Raw genomic sequence first — 22,848 nt, forward strand, 5'->3', positions numbered from 1 at the left:
CAAAAGATCGCAGCCTCCTGCATGGGAGCGCGTAGATCCTGTAGGAGCTGCCGAAGGCTGCGATCTTTTGATCTAAAAACGATTCGCCAAGCGGAGCAAACGTGATGCAAAAGCCCAAACCGAATTTCTACAACCTGGCCTGGCGCTGGCATTTCTATGCCGGATTATTCGTCGCGCCGTTCATGGTGATGCTGGCCCTGACGGGCATCGTCTACCTGTTCAAACCGCAACTCGATTCACTGATGTACAGCAGCCTGCTCAACGTCCCGGCCGGGCATCACACGGTGCCGGCCGATGACCTGCTGCAACGGGTCAAGAGCGCTTATCCACAGGGTCAGATCAGCCAATACCTGCCGCCGGCCAACGCCGAACGCAGCGCTCAGTTTGTCGTCAAGAATGAGGGGCATGAACTCAACGTATTCATCGATCCGTATCACGGCGACATCCTCGGCGAGCAGGATGCGAAGAAAAATCTGCAAGCCGTCGCCCGCGCCATTCACGGCGAATTGATGATCGGCACGCTCGGTGACCGCTTGATCGAACTCGCCGCCGGTTGGGGTGTGGTGTTGGTGGTGTCCGGAGTGTTCCTGTGGTGGCCGCGCGGGCAGTCCGCCGGGATTCTGTGGCCACGGCTGAACAGTCGCGGTCGGGTGTTGTGGCGTGATCTGCACGCGGTTACCGGATTCTGGGGCGCCGCACTGTTGCTGGTGATGCTGCTCAGCGGCATGACCTGGACCGGCTTCTGGGGCAAGCAATATGCGCAGGTGTGGAACGTGTTCCCGGCCGCGATGTGGAACAACGTGCCGACCTCCGACGTCGAGGCCGGCAGCCTCAATAACGCCGCGCGCCAAACCGTGCCATGGGCGATGGAAAACACGCCGATGCCGATGTCCGGTGACCATGCCGAACACATGGCCCACGGCGGCATGCAACACGGTCCCGCCGCGCCCGCGATCAGCCTGCAAGACGTGCAGAACATCGCCATTGAGCGCAAGGTCGAACCCGGCTACAGCATCACCCTGCCGACCACCGCGACCGGCGTGTTCACCATTGCCGTGTTCGCCGACGACCCGCGTAACGATGCGACCCTGCATGTCGATCAGTACACCGGCAAGGTCCTCGCCGATGTGCGTTTCGAGCAGTACGGCGCGGTGGCACGGGCCACGGAAATCGGTGTGATGCTGCATGAGGGCAAGATGTTCGGCACCTTCAACCAGATCATCGTGCTGCTGATCTGCCTGATGATTCTGCTCAGCGCCGTCAGCGGTGTGGTGATCTGGTGGAAGCGTCGCCCGCAAGGCAAGTTCGGCGTGCCGCCGCTGCGCCATGACCTGCCGAAATGGAAAACCGGGATGGCGATCATGCTGGTGCTGGCGCTGATTTTTCCGCTGGTGGGCGCTTCGCTGGTGCTGGTCTGGCTGCTGGATCGCCTGCTGTTGTCGCGTCTGGGTCGCCAAGCTGAATCTGCCTCAACTTCATCGTGAAGCAGGCGAGATGCGCGTTTCAGACAGATCTTTAAACTGCCGGGGTTTAAACTCCGGCAGATTTTAGTGTTACTGTATAACGCAAATGTGCCGTTCTGCCCGCCACCCAAAGTGGCGGGTTTTCTTTTGAAGAAGTGATTCACCGCCCCGATGAACAAGTACCTCTTGTCCAGCCTCTGCCTGTTCGCCCTGAACAACGCCAACGCCGACAGCCAGCCGTTGACGCTGCCCGCGGGCACCATCACCGCGCCTGCGCTTGACGAAGAAAATGTCAGCCTGACCACGCCGACCACCGCTGGTTCGCGCCTGAACCTGACGGCCATGGAAACCCCGGCCAGCGTCGAAAGCCTCAGCGGCGAGCAGGTGCGCGCCCGTGGCGATCGCAGCGTGCAGGACGCCGTGTCGCGCAGCACCGGCATCAGCCGCACCGGCACTCCGGGCGATGGCGGCACTTCGTTGCAGGCGCGCGGTTTTACCGGGCAGAGTTCAGTGATGCAGTTGTATGACGGCAACCGCATGTACACCGGCATGGGCACCGTGACCTTTCCGGTCGACACCTGGTCGGTGCAGCGCGTCGACGTGCTACGCGGCCCGGCCTCGGTGCTGTACGGCGAAGGCGCGACCGGTGCGGTGATCAACGTGATTGCGAAGAAACCGTTCGAGGGCGACATCGAAAACCACTTGCGCCTCGGCTACGGCTCCTACGACCGTCAGCAGCAGGCGTTCGACAGCGGCGGCTCGCTGAGCGACACCCTGAGCTATCGCCTCAATCTCAATCGTCTGCGCAGCAACGGCTGGGTCGATCGCGGTGATTCCTCCGGCGACTTCATCAGTGCCGCGCTGTGCTGGCAGGCCACCGACGACCTGGCCTTCACCCTCGCCCACGACTACGGCGACCAGCGCCCACAGAACGACTTCGGCACGCCGTTGATCAACGGCCAATTGAAAGACAGCCTGCGCTACAAGAACTACAACGTGCGCGACGACCAGCAGCACTACAACGATCAGTGGACGCGCCTGACCACCGATTGGCAGATCAACGACGCGGTCAGTGCCAGCAACGAGCTGTACTACCTCAAGGCCCGGCGCCGCTGGCAGAACGCCGAGAACTACAACTTCGACACCGCCACGCAACAGCTCAGCCGCAGCGGCTACTTCGGCATCGGCCACCAACAGGAACAGGTCGGTGACCGCCAGACCTTCACTTTCAAACACTCGCTGTTCGGCCTCGACAGCCAGACCGTGACCGGCGTCGATTACAACCGCATCCGTTTTCAGCTCAACAGCAACTCGCCGTTCAACGATGTGCTGCCGAACGGTCAGGCGCTGGATCTGTATCACCCGCAACCGGGCTATTTCGAAAGCGCCAACCCGTACCGCGACCAGTTCGACAGCACCACCAAACAGATGTCAGTGTTCGCTGAAAACCGCACGCAACTGAGTGAGCGCTGGTCGCTGGTGACCGGCGTGCGCCGCGACTATGTGCATGTGGATCGCAACAATCTGATCGACGACAGCCAGAGCGACAAGACCCTGACCGGCAACAACTGGAAGGCCGGACTGGTGTTTGCCCTGACGCCCGAGACCTCGTTCTACGGTCAGGTCGCGACCAGCACCGACGGCATCGGCGGCCTGACATCCCTCAGTCCGAGCCAGCAGCAATACGACCTGTCGACCGCGCGCCAGACAGAAATCGGCCTGAAGCAGTTGTTCTGGGATCAACGCGGCGAGTTCACCCTGGCGGCCTATCGCATCGTCAAAAAGAAACTGCTGACCGACGATCCGGGCAACCCGACGCTCAAGCAGCAAGTCGGCCAGCAATCGTCCAACGGTCTTGAAGCCAGCCTCGACCTGCAACTGCCGCACGCTTGGCAACTGCAGGCCAACGCCGCCATCGTCAAAGCCAAGTACGATGACTTCTCCGAAGTGGTCAACGGACAGACGCTGTCGTACAACGGCAATCGCCCGGTGGATGTACCACGTCGAACCGCCAATCTCTGGCTGAACAAAAACCTCAGTGATGATCTGAAGGCTGGCGCCGGCGTGCGTTATGTCGACGCGCGCTACGCCGACATGGCCAACCGCAACGAGCTGCCGAGTTACACCGTGGTCGATGCGACGCTGTCGTGGCAAGCCTTGCGCAACACCACGCTGGGCCTGCAGCTGAACAATCTGTTTGACCGCCGGTACGCACAAAGCCAATACAATGACGGCCAGCAATGGATCCTCGGCGAGCCGAGAGCGTTCTTCGTCACGGCGGATTACACCTTTTAAAAGCTCAAACATTCCTGTGGTGAGGGGATTTATCCCCGATCGGCGGCGAAGCCGTCGCAATCCGATGAATACAGTCTTCTGACAAATCGTGATTACAGGTTTTGGGACCGCTGCGCGGTCCATCGGGGATAAATCCCCTCACCACAAATGATGTAATGAATTCAGGAATTTGATGACCTCGCTAAATCTCGCCAACCTTGCCTGGACACCCCTGGGCCACGGCCACTGCCATCACCAGTTCCAGCTGCGTGATGCCTCGTTGCAGGTGGCCGCCGGTGAGTTTGTCGGGCTGATCGGCCCCAACGGCAGCGGCAAGACCAGCCTGCTGCGCTGCGCTTATCGCTTCAGTCAGCCGGAAAGCGGTGAGGTCAGACTCGATCATCACAACGTATGGAAGCAATCCTCGCGCTGGTGCGCGAAACGCATCGCCGTGGTTCTGCAGGAATTCCCCGATGCCTTTGGCCTGACCGTCGAAGAAGTGGTCGCCATGGGCCGCACGCCGCACAAAGGCCTGTTCGATGGCGACACGCTGGAAGATCGCAACCTTGCCACGTTAGCGCTCAAGTCCGTCGGCCTCGACGGCTTCGAAGACCACGCGTTCGCCACCCTGTCCGGCGGTGAGAAGCAGCGGGTGATCCTTGCCCGCGCCCTGACCCAGCAACCGCAACTGTTGATCCTCGACGAGCCGACCAACCACCTCGACCCGCGTTATCAGCTCGAACTGCTGCAACTGGTCAAACGTCTGCAGATCGGCACCCTCGCCAGCATCCACGACCTGAACCTGGCCGCCGCGTTCTGTGACCGACTGTACGTGATCAACCACGGCCGGATCGTCGCCAGCGGCACGCCGCCAGAAGTACTGACCACCGAGCTGCTGCGCGACGTATTCGGCGTCGAGGCGTTGATCGACTCCCACCCCCTCCACGGCTACCCGCGAATCACCTGGATAACCCGACCATGACTGTGCGTTCCCTGCTTTGCGTCGCTCTTCTGTTGTGCAGTGCCCAAGCCTTGGCCGAAGCCACCAAATACCCGCTGACCGTCCATAGCTGCAACCGCGAAGTGACCTTCAACGAGGCGCCGAAGCACGCGGTCAGCCACGACATCAACATGACTCAGATGATGCTCGCCCTCGGCCTCAAACCGCGCATGGCCGGTTACAGCGGCGTCAGTGGCTGGAAGTCGGTGACGCCCCAGATGCAGTCGCTGCTCGACGGCTTGCCGGAGCTGGCCGCGAAATATCCGTCGGTGGAAACCCTGCTCAACGCCAACGTCGATTTCTTTTTCGCCGGCTGGGATTACGGCATGCGCGTCGGCGGTGATCTCACCCCGCAGACCCTGCAACCGCTGGGCATCAACGTGTATGAGCTGACCGAGTCCTGCGCCTTCGTGATGAAGCGTCCGGCGGCCACGCTGGACGACACCTACAACGACCTGCGCAACCTCGGGAAGATTTTCGACGTACAGGATCGCGCCAACGCACTGATCGCCGACATGCAGAATCAGGTCGCCGAGATCCGTAAAGACCTGCCCGCCGATAAGCCGCGTGTGTTCCTCTACGACAGTGGCGAAGACCGCGCCATGACCTCCGGCCGACTCGGCATGCCGCAGGCGCTGATCGACGCGGCGGGTGGGCGCAATATTCTCGATGACGTCGACGCGAGCTGGACCCGGGTCAACTGGGAGACCGTGGTCGAACGCAATCCGCAGGTGATCGTGATCGTCGACTACAGCGAAATCACTGCCGAGCAGAAGATCGAATTTCTGCTGAAGAACCCGGCGCTGCAATCGGTGGACGCGATCAAGAACCAGCGTTTCATCGTCATCCCTTACGTGCAGGCCACACCGGGCATCGATAACGTGCTGGCGGTGGAAACCCTGGCCAAAGGATTCCACGGCGAATGATCGACCGGCGCTACGCCCTGTTGCTCACCGCCCTCGGTGCCCTGTTGCTGGTGTCGTGCGTGGTCTCGCTCGGTTTTGGTCCGGCGCGGGTGCCGGTGGAGGTGGTTTGGCGGATTCTGCTGCACAAGACCTTCGGTTTCGGCGAGGTGAGCTGGAGCGCCGGGCAGGAGCACATCGTCTGGCTGATCCGCGTGCCGCGCATGCTGCTCGGGGCGTTGGTCGGTGCCGGGCTCGCGTTGATCGGCGCGGTGCTGCAGGCGGTGACGCGTAATCCACTGGCCGATCCGCACCTGCTCGGCGTCACCTCTGGCGCGACCCTCGGCGCAGTGATCGTGGTGCTGCACATTGGTGAAATCGTTGGCCTGCTGACCTTGCCGATTGCCGCCTTCATGGGTGCATTGCTGAGCATGTTTCTGGTATTGGGCATCGCCAATCGGCAGGGTCGACTCGACAGCGACCGCTTGCTGCTGTGCGGCGTGGCGGTGTCGTTCGTGATGATGGCGATCGCCAACCTGCTGTTGTTCATGGGCGACCATCGCGCCAGCTCGGCGGTGATGTTCTGGATGCTCGGCGGCCTTGGCCTGGCGCGTTGGGAGCTGCTGGCGATACCCGCGCTGAGCGTGCTGCTCGGCCTCGGTCTGCTGCTGGGCATGGCCCGCCCGTTGAACGCACTGATGGCTGGCGAGCAGACCGCCGTGACCCTCGGCCTGAATGCCCGGGCGGTGCGTTTGCGGGTGTTTGTGATCGCCTCGTTGATGACCGGAGTGCTGGTGTCGATCAGTGGCTCGATCGGCTTTGTCGGACTGATGGTGCCGCACATTGCCCGCCGTCTGGTGGGTGCCGAACATCGCCGTCTGCTGCCGGCCTGCGTACTGCTCGGCAGCCTGTTTCTGGTGTGGGTCGATGTGGCCGCGCGAACCCTGATCGCGCCGGAAGACCTGCCCATCGGCGTTGCCACCGCGGCCATCGGCGGCCTGTTCTTCATCGGCCTGATGCGCCGCCGCTGACACAACACAATCCCCCTGTAGGAGCTGCCGCAGGCTGCGATCTCTTGATCTTGCTTTTGATCATTAGAAATCAAGGTCAAAAGATCGCAGCCTGCGGCAGCTCCTACAGGAATTGTGGGCGCCCCAATCTGGCGCGGCCGCCTGCACCAACGCTCTCTCCGCGTCCCTTCATGGTGCACCCCACCCACGCGCGACCGCTCTAAACCGACATTTTCCTGCCCGATCCCGACCGGGCACAGCCCTTGCAAAACACCCTTCAGTCGTCCGCATCTGCCAACCATAAAAAACTTTAACGTTCATGGAGATCGCACAATGAAGCGTCGCAGTTTGATCAAGGCTTTCACACTCACGGCATCCATTGCCGCGATGGGCATGACCTGGACTGTCCAGGCCGCCGAGACCATCAAGGTGGGGATTCTGCATTCGTTGTCCGGGACCATGGCGATTTCCGAAACGTCGCTCAAGGACATGGCGCTGATGACCATCGACGAGATCAACGCCAAGGGCGGGGTGAACGGCAAGATGCTCGAACCGGTGGTGGTCGACCCGGCATCGAACTGGCCGCTGTTCGCCGAGAAAGGCCGGCAGTTGCTGACTCAGGACAAGGTCGCGGTGGTGTTCGGCTGCTGGACCTCGGTGTCGCGCAAATCGGTGCTGCCGGTGTTCGAAGAACTCAACGGCCTGCTGTTCTACCCGGTGCAATACGAAGGTGAAGAGATGTCGCCGAACGTGTTTTACACCGGCGCCGCGCCGAACCAGCAAGCCATCCCGGCCGTTGAATACCTGATGAGCGAAGAAGGTGGCAGCGCCAAGCGCTTCTTCCTGCTCGGCACCGACTACGTCTACCCGCGCACCACCAACAAGATCCTGCGCTCGTTCCTGCATTCCAAAGGCGTGGCCGACAAGGACATCGAAGAGGTCTACACCCCGTTCGGTCACAGCGACTATCAAACCATCGTCGCCAACATCAAGAAATTCTCCGCCGGCGGCAAGACCGCTGTGATCTCCACGGTCAACGGCGACTCCAACGTGCCGTTCTATAAAGAGCTGGCCAACCAGGGGCTGAAGGCGACCGACGTACCGGTGGTGGCGTTCTCCGTGGGTGAAGAAGAACTGCGCGGCATCGACACCAAACCGCTGGTGGGCAACCTCGCGGCGTGGAACTACTTCGAGTCCGTGGAGAACCCGGTGAACAAAAAGTTCGTCGCTGACTGGAAGGCTTACGCGAAGAAACACAACCTGCCGGGCGCCGACAAAGCGGTGACCAACGACCCGATGGAAGCCACCTACGTCGGCATCCACATGTGGGCGCAGGCGGCGGAGAAAGCCAAGTCCACCGACGTCGACAAAGTCCGCGAAGCGCTGGCCGGCCAGACCTTCTCCGCACCCTCGGGTTACACCTTGACCATGGACAAGACCAATCACCACCTGCACAAACCAGTGATGATCGGCGAGATCCAGAACGATGGTCAGTTCAACGTCGTGTGGCAGACCGAAGGCCCGATCCGTGCGCAGCCGTGGAGTCCGTTTATCGATGGCAACGACAAGAAACCGGACTATGCGGTGAAGAGCAACTGAGCCATTGGGTGTCGGGCTGATGAGCATTTTCGGCCCGACACAATCCCTCTGTGGGAACAATATTTTGTGGTGAGGGGATTCATCCCCGACCGGCTGCGAAGCAGTCGCGAAATCAGTCGACGCGATCAATCTGATACACCGCGACCGCTGGATTTGGGGCTGCTTCGCAACCCATCGGGGATGAATCCCCTCGCCACAAAGACTGTGCCCACAATTAGTCCGCGCAAGGCGACTCTTTATGCCGACTACCCTTTACCGCTTCATCCTCGCCCTCGCACTGTTGGTGCCGATGGCCGGCCACGCCAGCGACGCCGAAGACTTCGTCGCCGCCAACCCGGTGCAACAGGCCAAACTGCTGGAAGCCTGGGCCGCGCAGCCCGAGCCGGCGCGTGTCGAGCTGATCAACGCCCTGCAACAAGGCGAATTGATCATCGACGGCCAGCCCAAAACCCTGCGCCTGAATAACCGCCTGCGGGGTCTGATCGACACCGCTCTGGCCAGCCACCAATTGCTCGCCGCCGACGCCAAAACCCGTCTGACTGCCGCGCAGCAATTGCAGAAAAGCGCGAAACCCGCGCAGCTGAAATTCCTCGACCAGCAACTGGCTGGCGAAAAAGATGAAAGCGTCCACGCCGCCCTGAGCCTGGCGCTGGCCAACCTGCAACTGGTGGACAGCGACCCGGCGGTGCGTCTGGCCGCCGTACGCCTGCTCGGCGAAACCGGCGATCCGCTGGCCCGCACCCGCCTCGAAGGACTGCTCGAACCTGGCGTCGAAAGCGATGCCGGTGTGCGTACCGCCGCCGAAACCAGCCTGGCGCAGGTCAAGCGCAAACTGCTGATCGGTGAAGTATTGGGTCAGGCGTTCAGCGGCATGTCCCTCGGCTCGATTCTGCTGCTCGCGGCCCTCGGCCTCGCGATCACCTTCGGCCTGCTCGGGGTGATCAACATGGCCCACGGCGAGATGCTGATGCTCGGCGCCTACTCGACCTACGTGGTGCAGTTGCTGTTCCAGCGCTACGCGCCACAGGCGATCGAGTTCTATCCGCTGATTGCGTTGCCGGTGGCGTTCTTCGTCACCGCAGCAATCGGCATGGCGCTGGAGCGCACGGTGATTCGACACCTCTATGGCCGACCGCTGGAAACCCTGCTCGCCACTTGGGGCATCAGCCTGATGCTGATCCAGTTGGTGCGCCTGCTGTTCGGTGCACAGAACGTTGAGGTGGCGAATCCGGCGTGGCTGTCCGGCGGCATTCAGGTGCTGCCGAATCTTGTCCTGCCGTACAACCGCATCGTGATCATCGCCTTCGCCTTGTTCGTGGTGGCGCTGACCTGGCTGCTGCTGAACAAGACCCGCCTCGGCCTCAATGTCCGCGCGGTCACGCAGAACCGCAACATGGCCGCCTGCTGCGGCGTGCCCACCGGGCGCGTCGACATGCTCGCCTTTGGCCTCGGCTCGGGCATCGCCGGCCTCGGTGGCGTGGCGCTGAGCCAGATCGGCAACGTCGGCCCGGACCTCGGCCAGAGCTACATCATCGACTCGTTCCTGGTGGTGGTGCTCGGTGGCGTCGGCCAACTCGCCGGCAGCGTACTGGCGGCGTTCGGCCTGGGCATCGCCAACAAGATTCTCGAACCGCAGATCGGTGCGGTGCTCGGCAAGATCCTGATCCTCGCGCTGATCATTCTGTTCATCCAGAAACGTCCGCAAGGCCTCTTCGCACTGAAAGGACGGGTGATCGACTGATGAACCAGCCTCTACTTGTCACGGCCACGCAAAAGGCCGGCCCGAAACTCACCCTCGCCATCGGCGCGGTGATCCTCGCGCTGTTGATCGCCCTGCCGTTGCTCTCGCTGTTGCCGGCGGACAGCGCGCTGCATGTGTCGGCGTATACGCTGACGCTGGTCGGCAAAATCCTCTGCTACGCCATCGTCGCTCTGGCACTGGATCTGGTCTGGGGTTACGCCGGGCTGCTGTCGCTGGGCCACGGGCTGTTCTTCGCCCTCGGCGGTTATGCGATGGGCATGTACCTGATGCGCCAGGCCGCCGGTGACGGCTTGCCGGCGTTCATGACCTTTCTGTCGTGGACCGAATTGCCGTGGTACTGGAGCGGCACCAGCAGTTTTATCTGGTCGATGTGTCTGGTGGTGCTGGCGCCAGGTCTGCTGGCGCTGGTGTTCGGTTTCTTTGCCTTCCGCTCGCGGATCAAGGGCGTGTATTTCTCGATCATGACCCAGGCCCTGACGTTCGCCGGCATGCTCCTGTTTTTCCGCAACGAGACCGGCTTCGGTGGTAACAATGGTTTCACCAACTTCCGCACGATTCTCGGCTTCGGCATCACTGAACCGGGCACCCGCGCGGTGCTGTTTCTGGCCACCGTGCTGTTGCTGGTGGCGAGTCTGTTCATCGGCTGGCGTCTGGCGCAGAGCAAGTTCGGTCGGGTGCTGACCGCGCTGCGCGATGCGGAAAACCGCCTGATGTTCTGCGGCTACGACCCGCGCGGTTTCAAGCTGTTTGTCTGGGTCTTGAGCGCGGTGCTGTGCGGTCTGGCCGGGGCGTTGTACGTACCGCAAGTGGGGATCATCAACCCCAGCGAAATGTCGCCGACCAATTCGATCGAAGCGGCAGTGTGGGTCGCCCTTGGCGGACGCGGAACCTTGATCGGGCCGCTGCTCGGCGCCGGTGTGGTCAACGGCATGAAGAGCTGGTTCACCGTGGCGTTCCCCGAATACTGGCTGTTCTTCCTCGGCGCGCTGTTCATCGTCGTGACGTTGTATTTGCCCAAAGGCGTGATCGGCCTGCTGAAGAAACGAGGTGAACAATGAGAGTCACAGCGAGTGCTGAATTCATGCTCGAACCGGCGTTTTTCCCCGTAGAACCGAACAAGGACGAAGGCACCAGCCGTGACTCGATCGGCCTCGGCCAACGCGTCGGCCCGGGCCTCGACACCCGTCACGGCACGATCCTGACCCTGGAAGACATCAGCGTCAGCTTCGACGGTTTTCGCGCCCTGAACAATCTGAACCTGTACATCGGCGTCGGCGAGTTGCGCTGCATCATCGGCCCAAACGGCGCGGGCAAGACCACGCTGATGGACGTAATCACCGGCAAGACCCGCCCCAGCCACGGCAAGGCCTGGTTCGGCGAAACTCTGGATCTGACGCAGATGAGCGAAGTGCAGATCGCCCAGGCCGGGATTGGCCGCAAGTTTCAGAAACCGACGGTGTTCGAAGCCCTCAGCGTGTTCGAAAACCTTGAACTGGCGCAGAAAACCGACAAGTCGGTCTGGGCCAGTTTGCGCGCACGCTTGAGCGGTGAGCAGCGCGATCGCATCAGCGAAGTGCTGGAGACCATCCGCCTGACTACCTCGGTCAATCGCCCGGCGGGCCTGCTGTCACACGGGCAGAAGCAGTTTCTGGAGATCGGCATGCTGCTGATGCAAGACCCGCAACTGCTGCTGCTCGACGAACCGGTGGCGGGCATGACCGATGCCGAAACCGAATTCACCGCCGAGCTGTTCAAGTCGCTGGCCGGCAAGCATTCGCTGATGGTGGTAGAGCACGACATGGGCTTCGTCGGCTCGATTGCCGACCATGTGACGGTGCTGCATCAGGGCAGCGTGCTGGCGGAAGGGTCGCTGGAACAGGTGCAGGAAAACGAGCGGGTGATCGAGGTCTATCTCGGCCGCTAAAGATTGTCCCCTGTAGGAGCTGCCGAAGGCTGCGATCTTTTGATCTTGATCTTAAAAACAAGATCAAAAGATCGCAGCCTTCGGCAGCTCCCACACAGGGATTTGAGGAGACTTTGAGAATGCTGCAAGTCGACAAACTGCACCAGTACTACGGCGGTAGCCATATCCTGCGCGGCCTGAGCTTTGACGTGAACGTCGGCGAAGTCACCTGCCTGCTCGGGCGCAACGGCGTGGGCAAGACCACCCTGCTCAAATGCCTGATGGGCCTGTTGCCGGCCAAGGAAGGCGTGGTGAATTGGGAGGGCAAACCGATCACCACGCTCAAGCCGCACCAGCGCGTGCACGCCGGGATCGCCTATGTGCCACAGGGCCGGGAAATCTTCGGCCGGCTCACCGTGGAGGAGAATCTGCTGATGGGCCTCTCACGGTTTCCCGGCAGCGAAGCGAAAGAAGTCCCAAGTTTCATCTACGAATTGTTCCCGGTGCTGCTACAAATGAAGCAGCGCCGAGGCGGCGACCTGTCCGGCGGCCAGCAACAGCAGCTCGCTATCGGTCGCGCCCTGGCCAGTCGTCCGCGTTTGCTGATCCTCGACGAACCCACCGAAGGCATCCAGCCCTCGGTGATCAAGGAGATCGGCGCGGTGATCAAAAAGCTCGCGGCCCGAGGCGACATGGCCATTTTGCTGGTGGAGCAGTTCTACGATTTCGCTGCGGAGCTGGCCGATCAGTACCTGGTGATGTCCCGGGGCGAGATCGTGCAACAGGGTCGCGGCGAAAATATGGAGGCCGAGGGTGTACGAGGTCTGGTAACAATTTAATCTGTAGCTTCCTAACGATAATCACAAACCATGAACTTACCGCTTTCCACTGCCCTGTTTACCCCGAGCTGGCACGCCGAGCTGGAACTGGCCTACGCCCGCTTCGGCGACTGCACACGCCCGGTTCAGCGCCGGCATCTCGGCCCGCTGCGCGTGCAAAAGCACCTGTATGCCGAAGGCCCTGAGGTCTGCCAGCACATCATCGTCCACCCGCCCGGCGGGATCGCCGGCGGTGACCGGCTGAACATCAGCGCCCGCGTCGAAGCAGACGCCTGGGCGCAGATCACCAGCCCCGGCGCCGCCAAGTGGTATCGCGCGGCAGGGCCGGCGTATCAACAGCTCGATCTGCAAGTCGCCGCCGGCGCGACGCTGGAGTGGCTGCCGCAGGAAACCATCGTCTACAGCGCCGCTCAGGCTGAACTCACCACCTCGATTGAACTGGAGGGCGATGCGCGGCTGTTCTACTGGGACGTGGTGGCGCTGGGCCGACCGGCGAGTGGCGAGCGCTTCGACCTCGGACACTTTCAAGCGCATCTGGATATCCGCCGCGACGGGCGATTGCTCTGGCACGAGCGTCAGAGGATTACTGGCGGTGACGGTTTGCTGGATTCGCCCATCGGTCTGGATGGCCGTCCGGTGTTCGCCACGCTGTTGGTCACCGGTGAAATCGACGCCGAGCTGCTGGAGCGCTGTCGTTCGCTGGGGCATGCCGTGCGCGGCGATCTGACCCAGTTGCCGGGGCTGTTGGTTGCCCGTTGCCTGGCGAGCGAGGCACTGCTGGCCCGCGCCTGGCTGATCGACCTGTGGCGCCTGCTGCGCCCGGCCCTGCTCGGTCGCGAGGCCCAGCCACCGCGAATCTGGAACACCTGAAATGCACTCCCCGTATTCCTCTGTAGGAGCTGCCGAAGGCTGCGATCTTTTGATCTTGCTGTAAAAAATCAAGATCAAAAGATCGCAGCCTTCGGCAGCTCCTACAGAGCGTACGACTTAACTTTCTTCTGCCGAGATTTGAAAAACAAATGGACCTGACCCCACGCGAAAAAGACAAGTTGCTGATCTTCACCGCCGGCCTCGTCGCCGAGCGCCGACTGGCCCGTGGTTTGAAGCTCAACTACCCGGAAGCCATGGCCTACATCTCCGCCGCGCTGCTCGAAGGCGCCCGTGACGGCCAGACCGTGGCCGAGCTGATGCACTACGGCACCACCCTGTTGGGCCGCGAGCAAGTGATGGAAGGTATTCCGGAAATGATCCCGGAGATCCAGGTCGAAGCGACGTTCCCCGACGGCACCAAACTGGTCACCGTCCACCAACCGATCGTTTGAGGACTCGCCATGACCTACACCATTCGCGATGCCCTGCACGCCGACCTGCCGGCGATCCGTGACATCTACAACGACGCGGTGCTCAACACCACGGCGATCTGGAACGAGTCGGCGGTCGACCTCGGCAACCGCCAGGCGTGGTTCAGCGCCCGTCAGGCCCAGGCCTACCCGATTCTGGTGATCGTCGACGCCGACAACGTGGTGCTCGGCTACGCTTCCTTTGGCGACTGGCGGCCGTTCGACGGTTTCCGTCACACCGTCGAGCACTCGGTCTACGTGCGCAGCGACCAGCGCGGCAATGGCCTTGGCCCGCAATTGATGAGCGTGCTGATCGAGCGGGCCAAAGCCTGCGACAAGCATGTGATGGTCGCCGCCATCGAAAGTGGCAATGCCGCTTCCATTCGTCTGCATGAACGCGCCGGTTTCAGCATCACCGGACAGATGCCGCAAGTCGGCACCAAGTTCGGCCGCTGGCTCGACCTGACCTTCATGCAACTGATCCTCAACCCTGGCGCGCAGCCGCCGCTCGCCAACAAGGAGTGACACGCGATGAACCCCGCCCAACTGCGACGCGTCAATGCGGAAAGTTTTGCGCACTATCGTCAGGGCCTGATTGATCTGCTGCTCGACGCCGTGGGTTATGGCGCCAGCGTCGGCTTCATGGCCGACCTTGATGCCGCGCAGGCTCGCGCCTACTTCGATGAAGTGCAGCAACACGTGAACAAGGGCAGCGTGTTGCTCTGGGTGGTGGTCAAGGATGAAGAGGTGCAGGCCAGCGTGCAGTTGGGCCTGTGCCAGAAGGCCAACGGCCTCAATCGCGCGGAAGTGCAGAAGCTGCTGGTGCGCGAACAGGCACGGCGACGCGGTCTCGGCCAGCAGTTGATGAATGCGCTGGAGCTCGAAGCGGCCAAACACAAGCGCGGCATGCTCTACCTCGACACCGAGGCCGGCTCGCCCGCCGAAGAGTTCTACAAGGCCCTGGGTTACACCCGTGCCGGTGAAATTCCCGATTACGCCTGCGACCCGCACGGTACCTATCGCCCGACTGCCCTCTACTACAAGATTCTGCAAGGAGCCCGGCCATGATTCCCGGCCAGTACCAGATCCAGCCCGGCGACATCGAACTGAATGTCGGCCGCCGCACCCTCAGCCTGAAAGTCGCCAACAGCGGTGACCGGCCGATTCAGGTCGGTTCGCACTATCACTTTTTCGAAACCAATGACGCGCTGACCTTCGACCGCGCCGCCAGCCGTGGCATGCGCCTGAACATCCCCGCCGGCACCGCCGTGCGCTTCGAGCCGGGGCAAAGCCGCGAGGTCGAGCTGGTGGAGTACACCGGGCATCGGCGGGTGTTCGGCTTTGCCGGGCGGGTCATGGGTGATCTCGACTGAAGCAGATTCACCTGTGGTGAGGGGTTTATCTGTGGTGAGGGGATTCATCCCCGATCGACCGCGCAGCGGTCGCCAACCACCACCGGCCCCACCACGAAAATCACTTTTGCTGAATGGCGGGTGCTTCGCACCCGATCGGGGATGAATCCCCTCGCCACAATAAATTTGTGCAAGGAATTCGGATGAAAATTTCAAGACAAGCCTACGCCGACATGTTCGGTCCCACCGTCGGCGACAAGGTGCGCCTGGCGGACACCGAGTTGTGGATCGAAGTCGAAAAAGACTTCACCACCTACGGCGAAGAAGTGAAGTTCGGCGGCGGCAAAGTCATCCGTGACGGTCAGGGCCAGAGCCAGTTGCTCGCTGCCGAAGTGGTCGACACGCTGATCACCAATGCGTTGATCATCGACCACTGGGGCATCGTCAAAGCCGACGTCGGCCTCAAGGACGGGCGCATCGCTGCTATCGGCAAGGCCGGTAACCCGGACGTACAACCGAACGTGACCATCGCCATCGGCGCCAGCACCGAAGTGATCGCCGGTGAAGGCATGATCCTCACCGCCGGCGGCATCGACACGCACATCCATTTCATTTGCCCGCAGCAGATCGAAGAAGCGCTGATGAGCGGCGTCACCACCATGATCGGCGGCGGCACGGGGCCGGCGACCGGTACCAACGCCACCACCTGCACCTCCGGCCCGTGGCACCTGGCGCGGATGCTCCAGGCCGCCGACGCGTTCCCGATGAACATCGGCCTCACCGGCAAGGGCAACGCCAGCCTGCCGGAGCCGTTGATCGAGCAGGTCAAGGCCGGGGCCATCGGCCTCAAACTGCACGAAGACTGGGGCACCACCCCGGCGAGCATCGACAATTGCTTGAGCGTCGCCGACCAGTACGACGTACAAGTGGCGATCCACACCGACACCCTCAACGAGTCCGGCTTCGTCGAAACCACCTTGGGCGCGTTCAAGGGCCGCACCATCCACACCTATCACACCGAAGGTGCCGGTGGCGGCCACGCGCCGGACATCATCAAGGCCTGCGGTTTCCCTAACGTGCTACCGAGCTCGACCAACCCGACCCGGCCGTTCACCCGCAACACCATCGACGAACACCTCGACATGCTGATGGTCTGCCACCACCTCGACCCGAGCATTGCCGAAGACGTGGCGTTCGCCGAAAGCCGTATCCGCCGCGAGACGATTGCCGCCGAAGACATCCTCCACGACCTCGGTGCGTTCTCGATGATCAGCTCCGACAGCCAGGCCATGGGCCGTGTCGGCGAAGTCATCACGCGCACCTGGCAGACCGCCGACAAGATGAAAAAGCAGCGCGGCCCGCTGCCCCAGGACGGCGATGGCAACGACAACTTCCGCGCCAAGCGCTACATCGCCAAATACACGATCAACCCGGCGATCACCCACGGTATCAGCCATGAGGTGGGCTCGGTGGAGGTCGGCAAATGGGCCGATCTGGTGCTCTGGCGCCCGGCGTTCTTCGGCGTAAAACCGACGCTGATCCTCAAGGGCGGTGCCATCGCTGCCAGCCTGATGGGCGACGCCAACGCATCGATCCCAACCCCGCAACCGGTGCACTACCGCCCGATGTTCGCCAGCTACGGCGGCTCGCTGCACGCCACCAGCCTGACCTTCATCAGCCAGGCCGCACAGGAGGCAGGGTTGCCCGAGGCACTGGGACTGAAGAAGAAAATCGGCGTGGTCAAAGGCTGCCGCGATGTGCAGAAAACCGACCTGATCCATAACGATTACCTGCCGAACATCGACGTCGATCCGCAGACCTATCAGGTCAAGGCCGACGGTGTGCTGCTGTGGTGTGAACCGGCGGAAACCTTGCCGATGGCTCAGCGTTACTTCCTGTTCTGACACACGGCAAAAGGCCCCCGACCCGCATCTTGCGCACGGGCCGGGGGCCTTTTTCATGGGGCAGGAAAACCGATGTGCAAACGGTCGTGTATTTCCCGCCAAAGGGGCTAATATTCGATTCGCTCCGCCTATTTTCAGGAACTGCCCATGCGTCTTTCCGAGTTCATCTTGGCCAACATCGAGCCTATCGTCGATGAATGGGAACAGTTCGCCGCGACCATTACGCCGGCGGCCGACCATCTGGATTCCACTGCGCTGCGCGATCACGCCAGCGAGATTCTGCGGGCCGCCGCCCGTGACATGAGCAAGCCACAGAGCCCCGCCGAACAGGCTGCCAAAGCCAAGGGCGAGGGCCCGGAAAAGACCCCGAGCCTGGACGAGGCCGGCGCCAGCCATGGCGAACTGCGCCACACCGTCGGTTTCGATCTGGTGCAGATGACCAGCGAATTCCGCCATTTGCGCGCCTGTGTGATCCGCCTGTGGGTCAACAGCCTTGAATCGCCGGACATGACCTATTTTCAGGACATGATCCGTTTCAACGAAGCCATCGACGAGGCACTGGCCGAATCCACCGCGGCCTACGCCGAGCAGGTCAATCGCTCGCGGGACATTTTCCTCGCCATCCTCGGCCATGACCTGCGCGCGCCGCTGCAGGCGGTGAGCATGTCCACCGAACTGCTGCTGCGCAAATCCAGCCTTGAAGGCGATGCCCTGGCCTGCGCCCAGCACATCAAGCGTGGCGCGCGGCACATGGCGACGATGGTCAGCGACCTGCTGGAGCTGGTGCGCAGTCGCCTCGGCCGTAGCCTGCCGATCGAGCCGGCAGCGATGGACCTGGCCGTTGCGGCGCGGGCGGCGATTGCCGAAGCCTGCGCCGGTAATCCGCTATCCGATCCGAAGCTCACGGTGCACGGCGACACCCGTGGGATGTGGGACGCCGGGCGAATCGACCAGCTCCTGCAAAACCTGATCGGCAACGCCTTGCAGCACGGCACCAGCCAGCGCGACGTGACCCTTGATCTGCGTGGCGAGGGCGACAACGTGTGCCTGACGGTGCACAACTACGGCACACCGATTTCCGAAGAGGCGATCGGCACGATTTTCGACCCGCTGGTGCGCAGCGCCGACGAAGAACTCGGGCAGCCGTCGACCAGCCTCGGGTTGGGCTTGTTCATCGTCAAGGAAGTGGTGAGCGCCCATGGCGGGACAATCGACGTCAGCTCGAGCGAGGCTGACGGGACGCTGTTCAGTGTGGTGTTGCCGAGAAAGGTTTAAGCAAGAAAATCTGCGGTAAATTCATCGCTGGCAAGCCAGCTCCCACAGGTTCGGCGTCGAATACAAACTTTGTGTACGACATAGTTCCTTGTGGGAGCTGGCTTGCCAGCGATGAGGCCGGCCAATACCACGGAAAACCTATTCGACCACCAGCCGCCCCAAGCGCTGCCTGAGCATCCGGTTCTCCGCCCGCAACTCGTGCACTTCCTCCAGCAGATTCAGTGCCAGCGCGACCCCATCCCACTCCAGCTCCAGCTCGCGCCGCAACTTCGCGGCGCGTTTGGCCAGGCTCAGCTCGTAGTCGGTGAACCGCCATTCCCGGGGCTGCGCGCCCTGAGGTTCGAGGATGCCGTGTTCGACGATTTCGATCACGTAGACGTCCGACAGATCGGCCGCCTCACAGAATTCTGCCATGTCCAGTTGAACGATCAGGGGGCTGCTCATGATGGGCTACTCCGTCGTCGGGTTCAGAAGTTCTCGCGTGGGTTGAACGCGGCTTTCTTCGCCAGTTCCTGCCACAGCGCCTTGACCTCGTCGTCCGAGGTTTTCGGCATCACGGCCTTGAGCTGCACGAACAGGTAACCGCGCTCACCGGCCTTGTTTTTCAGACCATGGCCCTTGGCGCGCATGCGCTGGCCGTTCTGGCTGCCGGCCGGAACCTTGAGGTTGATCTTGCCGGTCAGGGTCGGCACGGCCACCTCGGTGCCCAGCGCCAGCTCCCACGGTGCCAATGGCAAGGTGATGATCAGGTTGTCGCCTTCGACATCGAATTTCGGGTGCGGCGCAAAGCGAATGGTCAGGTACAGATCGCCATTGGCGCCGCCACCGATGCCCGGCGCGCCCTGCCCCTTGAGGCGGATGCGCTCGCCGTCGGTCACGCCCGCCGGGATCTTCACGTTCAGGCTTTTGCTGGTGTTGCTGACGTGCTGACCGTTGGCGTTGTACTGCGGGACCTGAAAGCTGACCTTCTTCGACTCGTTCGACAGCGTCTCCTCAAGGAAGATCGGCAGTTCCATTTCCACGTCTTGTCCCCGCCGTCCTGCACTGCGTTGCTGCCGACCTTCGCCGCCACCGAAACCGGCGCCGCGATTGCCGAAGATCGAACTGAAGAAGTCCGAGAAGTCGCCGGTGTCGCCACCACCGCCGCCAAAGCCACCACGGCTCTGCCAGCCCGGCGGGCCCTGGAACGGCTGACCATGCTGGCCATAACGGCGCAGGTCGTCGTACTCGGCGCGCTTGTCGGCGCTCTTCAGCGCTTCATAGGCTTCCGAGGCGTCCTTGAACTTGGCCTCGGCGTCTTTTTCCTTGCTGACATCGGGGTGGTATTTGCGCGCCAGCTTGCGATAGGCAGCCTTGATCGCCTTGTCGTCCGCTGTCGGCTCCACGCCGAGTATCTTGTAATAGTCTTTGAAGTCCATCGAAGGAATCACCATCCGTTATCGATTTCGCGCCGAGGCCAGCATGCGCTCATTCGCGCGTGCCGGGTTGACCGATCTCAACTTTGTGACCGGGTGGCGCAGCAGAAGTTTATCGGCAGTGGACGACGGTTCTTGCGACCGCCGGTATGTCTGCCGGCCCATGCCAGCAAGTTTGGGGCGAAGCTGCGACTTTCAAGAAGCTTAGTCGTGAAATAGCAGATGACCGGCCTTCGAATCTGCCGCGCACTGACATACACTGCGCGGCCGTTTTTTGACCGGAACCCGAAAGACATGAACAACGCCTCTCCAGCCCGTGCCTGCGGTATCGACTTCGGCACCTCCAACTCCACCGTCGGCTGGCTGCGCCCCGGCATGGAAACGATGATCGCGCTGGAAGACGACAAGATCACCCTGCCGTCGGTGGTGTTCTTCAACATCGAAGAGCGCCGTCCGGTGTACGGTCGCCTGGCGCTGCACGAGTACCTGGAAGGCTACGAAGGCCGGCTGATGCGCTCGCTCAAGAGCCTGCTGGGTTCCAAGCTGATCAAGCACGACACCAGCGTGCTCGGCACGGCGATGCCGTTCAAGGATCTGCTGGGGCTGTTCATCGGCCAGCTCAAGAGCCGCGCCGAAACGGCCGCCGGTCGCGAGTTCGAACAAGTGGTGCTGGGGCGTCCGGTGTTTTTCGTCGATGACGACCCGCTGGCTGACCAGGAAGCCGAAGACACCCTGGTCGAAGTGGCGCGCAAGCTCGGCTTCAAGGACGTGTCGTTCCAGTACGAACCGATTGCCGCCGCCTTCGACTACGAGTCGACCATCGAAAAAGAAGAGCTGGTGCTGATCGTCGACATCGGCGGGGGTACCTCGGACTTCTCGCTGGTGCGCCTGTCGCCCGAGCGTCGCGGCATGGACAACCGTCACGATGACATCCTCGCCACCGGCGGCGTGCACATCGGCGGGACCGACTTCGACAAACAGCTGAGCCTGCAAGGCCTGATGCCGTTGTTCGGCTACGGCAGCCGGATGAAGAGCGGCGCCTACATGCCGACCAGTCACCACATGAACCTGGCGACCTGGCACACCATCAACTCGGTGTACTCGCAGAAATCCACCCTGGCGCTGGGCAGCATGCGCTACGACATCGAGGACACTGGCGGCATTGATCGCCTGTTCAAGCTGATCGAACAGCGCGCCGGGCACTGGCTGGCGATGGAAGTGGAAGAAACCAAGATTCAGCTGACCCACACCGACAGCCGCCACGTGCCGCTGGACCGCATTGAACCGGGCCTGAGCGTGGAACTGAGCCGCGCTCTGTTCGAATCGTCGATCGACGCGCTGCTTGAGCGCGTACGCGGCAGCGTTACGCAGCTGTTGAACGATGCCAACGTGTCGGTGGGTCAGGTCGATACGGTGTTCTTCACCGGCGGCTCCAGCGGCATTCCGGCGCTGCGCAACAGCGTCTCGGCAATGCTGCCGAACGCGCGACATGTGGAAGGGAACATCTTTGGCAGCATTGGCAGCGGTCTGGCGATCGAGGCGATGAAGCGTTACGGCGCCATGAGCTGATCCAAGACCGCGTTGCGCCCATCGCTGGCAAGCCAGCTCCCACAGGTTCTGCGCCGCTTTCGAAAGCGCTATCAATCCTGTGGGAGCTGGCTTGCCAGCGATGGCGTCAGCTAAGGCAACACAGTTATCAAATCAAACCATCCCGCCCAGCTTCAACTCACTCTTCAGATACGCGTAATAAATCGGCCCCGCCACCACCCCCGGCAGGCCGAACGCGGCTTCGAACACCAGCATCGCCAGCAGCAACTCCCACGACTTGGCACTGATCTGCCCGCCGACAATGCGCGCGTTGAGGAAGTATTCGAGCTTGTGGATAAAAATCAGGTAACCCAGCGCCGCCACCGCCACCCAGATCGACAGCGACAGGCCGACGATGGTGATCAGCGTGTTCGACATCAGGTTGCCGATCACCGGCAGCAGGCCGAGCAGGAAGGTCAGGACGATCAGGGTCTTGGTCAGTGGCAGCTTGATGCCAAACAGCGGCAGGATCACCGCGAGGAAGATCGCGGTGAAGAAGGTGTTCAGCAGGGAAATCTTGATCTGCGCGAAGACAATGTTGCGGAAGGCTTGCACCAGCAGGTGCAGGCGATCAAACAGGGCGGCGGCCAGCGGCTTGCGCTTGGTCACATCCGGTATCCGCTGCAGGGCAATGATTGCGCCGAGGACCATGCCGATCAACAGAGTGACAAACATGTGCGCCGCGTCCTTGCCCACCAGTTGCAGGTCAGCCAGGTGTTTGCTCGCCCACTCACCAATCGCCACGCGGAACTCCGCAGCACTGGCCGGCAGATAGGCATCGAGAAACGGCGGCAGTTGCCCGCGCGCGCGATCAACCACGCCCATGAATTTGTCGAGCGAGGCGCCCGGGTTTTCCGCTTCGTGCAGCAGGAAACTGATAGCACCGGCAAAGATCAGCGCCAGCACGCTGACCACCAGGGTGCCCAGCAGCGCCACCGCCAGCCAGCGCGCGCGCCGGCCTTCGATCAATCGTTGCAGTTGCGGGGTGAGCATGTTGACCAGCTCGAACACCAGCAAACCGGCCAGCAGGCTGGGCAACAAGCGCAGCGGCAATGCCAGCAGCAAACCGCCGCAGATGATGATGCAACTGACCCAAAACACAACATGACGCTCAGAAAACGTTGGCATACAGCCTCAAAACGAACGGCGTAAAAGGATTGGCAGTCTGCCAGCGATCCGGCGCCGAAGCGAGTAGATGCCCCGCATCCTGGTCGCGCCGAAAA

Annotated in this window: 21 protein-coding genes; 18 read left to right on the forward strand and 3 right to left on the reverse strand. The window is 62.0% G+C overall.

The window, feature by feature from the left end; genetic code table 11:
• Positions 1-104 precede the first annotated feature (104 nt).
• From AB1J88_RS17640 to AB1J88_RS17720, 17 genes are all read left to right on the forward strand, one after another.
• Positions 105-1,484 (forward strand): PepSY-associated TM helix domain-containing protein, encoded by a 1,380-nt coding sequence (locus tag AB1J88_RS17640; protein WP_430291598.1) that lies wholly within the window; start codon positions 105-107, stop codon positions 1,482-1,484.
• Between the two features lie 150 nt (positions 1,485-1,634).
• Positions 1,635-3,758, forward strand: coding sequence for a TonB-dependent receptor (locus tag AB1J88_RS17645; protein ID WP_430291599.1), 2,124 nt, complete (start codon positions 1,635-1,637; stop codon positions 3,756-3,758).
• A 172-nt stretch (positions 3,759-3,930) separates the two neighbouring features.
• Positions 3,931-4,719 (forward strand): ABC transporter ATP-binding protein, encoded by a 789-nt coding sequence (locus AB1J88_RS17650; protein WP_222016806.1) that lies wholly within the window; start codon positions 3,931-3,933, stop codon positions 4,717-4,719.
• A complete protein-coding gene (locus tag AB1J88_RS17655; RefSeq protein WP_041068194.1) occupies positions 4,716-5,663 on the forward strand; it encodes an ABC transporter substrate-binding protein in 948 nt (315 codons plus the stop codon). The genes AB1J88_RS17650 and AB1J88_RS17655 overlap by 4 nt, the downstream gene beginning before the upstream one ends.
• Positions 5,660-6,670 carry a FecCD family ABC transporter permease gene (locus AB1J88_RS17660; protein ID WP_041068196.1) on the forward strand — a complete coding sequence of 337 codons (1,011 nt, stop codon included), beginning with the start codon at positions 5,660-5,662 and terminating at the stop codon, positions 6,668-6,670. The genes AB1J88_RS17655 and AB1J88_RS17660 overlap by 4 nt, the downstream gene beginning before the upstream one ends.
• Positions 6,671-6,982: 312 nt before the next feature.
• Entirely contained in the window at positions 6,983-8,248 is a 1,266-nt protein-coding gene (gene urtA / locus AB1J88_RS17665; RefSeq protein WP_430291600.1) for an urea ABC transporter substrate-binding protein, read from the forward strand.
• A gap of 238 nt (positions 8,249-8,486) precedes the next feature.
• Complete coding sequence (gene urtB / locus AB1J88_RS17670) at positions 8,487-9,989, forward strand: urea ABC transporter permease subunit UrtB (RefSeq protein WP_430291601.1); 1,503 nt, start codon at positions 8,487-8,489, stop codon at positions 9,987-9,989.
• Positions 9,989-11,068 carry an urea ABC transporter permease subunit UrtC gene (gene urtC / locus AB1J88_RS17675; protein ID WP_041068203.1) on the forward strand — a complete coding sequence of 360 codons (1,080 nt, stop codon included), beginning with the start codon at positions 9,989-9,991 and terminating at the stop codon, positions 11,066-11,068. Before urtB ends, urtC begins: the two co-directional genes overlap by 1 nt.
• Entirely contained in the window at positions 11,065-11,934 is an 870-nt protein-coding gene (gene urtD / locus AB1J88_RS17680; RefSeq protein WP_086794501.1) for an urea ABC transporter ATP-binding protein UrtD, read from the forward strand. The genes urtC and urtD overlap by 4 nt, the downstream gene beginning before the upstream one ends.
• 119 nt (positions 11,935-12,053) lie before the next feature.
• Positions 12,054-12,752 (forward strand): urea ABC transporter ATP-binding subunit UrtE, encoded by a 699-nt coding sequence (gene urtE, locus AB1J88_RS17685; RefSeq protein ID WP_239778634.1) that lies wholly within the window; start codon positions 12,054-12,056, stop codon positions 12,750-12,752.
• 30 nt (positions 12,753-12,782) lie between these two features.
• The gene (locus AB1J88_RS17690) at positions 12,783-13,622 is read left to right on the forward strand and encodes an urease accessory protein UreD (protein ID WP_430291603.1); all 840 of its coding nucleotides are present in this window, start codon (positions 12,783-12,785) and stop codon (positions 13,620-13,622) included.
• A gap of 149 nt (positions 13,623-13,771) precedes the next feature.
• The gene (locus AB1J88_RS17695; protein ID WP_222016817.1) at positions 13,772-14,074 is read left to right on the forward strand and encodes an urease subunit gamma; all 303 of its coding nucleotides are present in this window, start codon (positions 13,772-13,774) and stop codon (positions 14,072-14,074) included.
• A gap of 9 nt (positions 14,075-14,083) precedes the next feature.
• Positions 14,084-14,617, forward strand: coding sequence for a GNAT family N-acetyltransferase (locus AB1J88_RS17700; protein WP_108181539.1), 534 nt, complete (start codon positions 14,084-14,086; stop codon positions 14,615-14,617).
• Between the two features lie 6 nt (positions 14,618-14,623).
• Positions 14,624-15,160, forward strand: coding sequence for a GNAT family N-acetyltransferase (locus AB1J88_RS17705; protein WP_108181538.1), 537 nt, complete (start codon positions 14,624-14,626; stop codon positions 15,158-15,160).
• Positions 15,157-15,465: an urease subunit beta gene (locus AB1J88_RS17710; RefSeq protein WP_198759478.1), complete on the forward strand. Its 309-nt coding sequence runs from the start codon at positions 15,157-15,159 to the stop codon at positions 15,463-15,465. Before AB1J88_RS17705 ends, AB1J88_RS17710 begins: the two co-directional genes overlap by 4 nt.
• Before the next feature lie 182 nt (positions 15,466-15,647).
• Positions 15,648-17,348 (forward strand): urease subunit alpha, encoded by a 1,701-nt coding sequence (gene ureC / locus AB1J88_RS17715; protein WP_430291604.1) that lies wholly within the window; start codon positions 15,648-15,650, stop codon positions 17,346-17,348.
• Between the two features lie 147 nt (positions 17,349-17,495).
• The gene (locus AB1J88_RS17720; RefSeq protein WP_222016820.1) at positions 17,496-18,623 is read left to right on the forward strand and encodes a sensor histidine kinase; all 1,128 of its coding nucleotides are present in this window, start codon (positions 17,496-17,498) and stop codon (positions 18,621-18,623) included.
• 138 nt (positions 18,624-18,761) lie between these two features.
• On the opposite strand, the gene AB1J88_RS17725 is transcribed toward AB1J88_RS17720, so the two are convergent.
• Together AB1J88_RS17725 and AB1J88_RS17730 are read right to left on the reverse strand one after the other, a co-directional pair.
• Positions 18,762-19,067 (reverse strand): chaperone modulator CbpM, encoded by a 306-nt coding sequence (locus tag AB1J88_RS17725; RefSeq protein WP_047600625.1) that lies wholly within the window; start codon positions 19,065-19,067, stop codon positions 18,762-18,764.
• 23 nt (positions 19,068-19,090) lie between these two features.
• Positions 19,091-20,041, reverse strand: a complete 951-nt coding sequence (locus AB1J88_RS17730; protein ID WP_086794516.1) for a DnaJ C-terminal domain-containing protein — start codon at positions 20,039-20,041, stop codon at positions 19,091-19,093.
• A 291-nt stretch (positions 20,042-20,332) separates the two neighbouring features.
• On the opposite strand from AB1J88_RS17730, the gene AB1J88_RS17735 reads away from it, so the two are divergent.
• A complete protein-coding gene (locus AB1J88_RS17735; protein ID WP_430291605.1) occupies positions 20,333-21,607 on the forward strand; it encodes an Hsp70 family protein in 1,275 nt (424 codons plus the stop codon).
• Positions 21,608-21,739: 132 nt separating this feature from the next.
• On the opposite strand, the gene AB1J88_RS17740 is transcribed toward AB1J88_RS17735, so the two are convergent.
• Entirely contained in the window at positions 21,740-22,753 is a 1,014-nt protein-coding gene (locus AB1J88_RS17740; protein ID WP_198759481.1) for an AI-2E family transporter, read from the reverse strand.
• Positions 22,754-22,848 lie beyond the last annotated feature (95 nt).

The sequence above is a fragment of the Pseudomonas sp. S8 genome (assembly GCF_050473925.1).
GTDB classification, from domain to species: Bacteria; Pseudomonadota; Gammaproteobacteria; order Pseudomonadales; family Pseudomonadaceae; genus Aquipseudomonas; species Aquipseudomonas parakoreensis.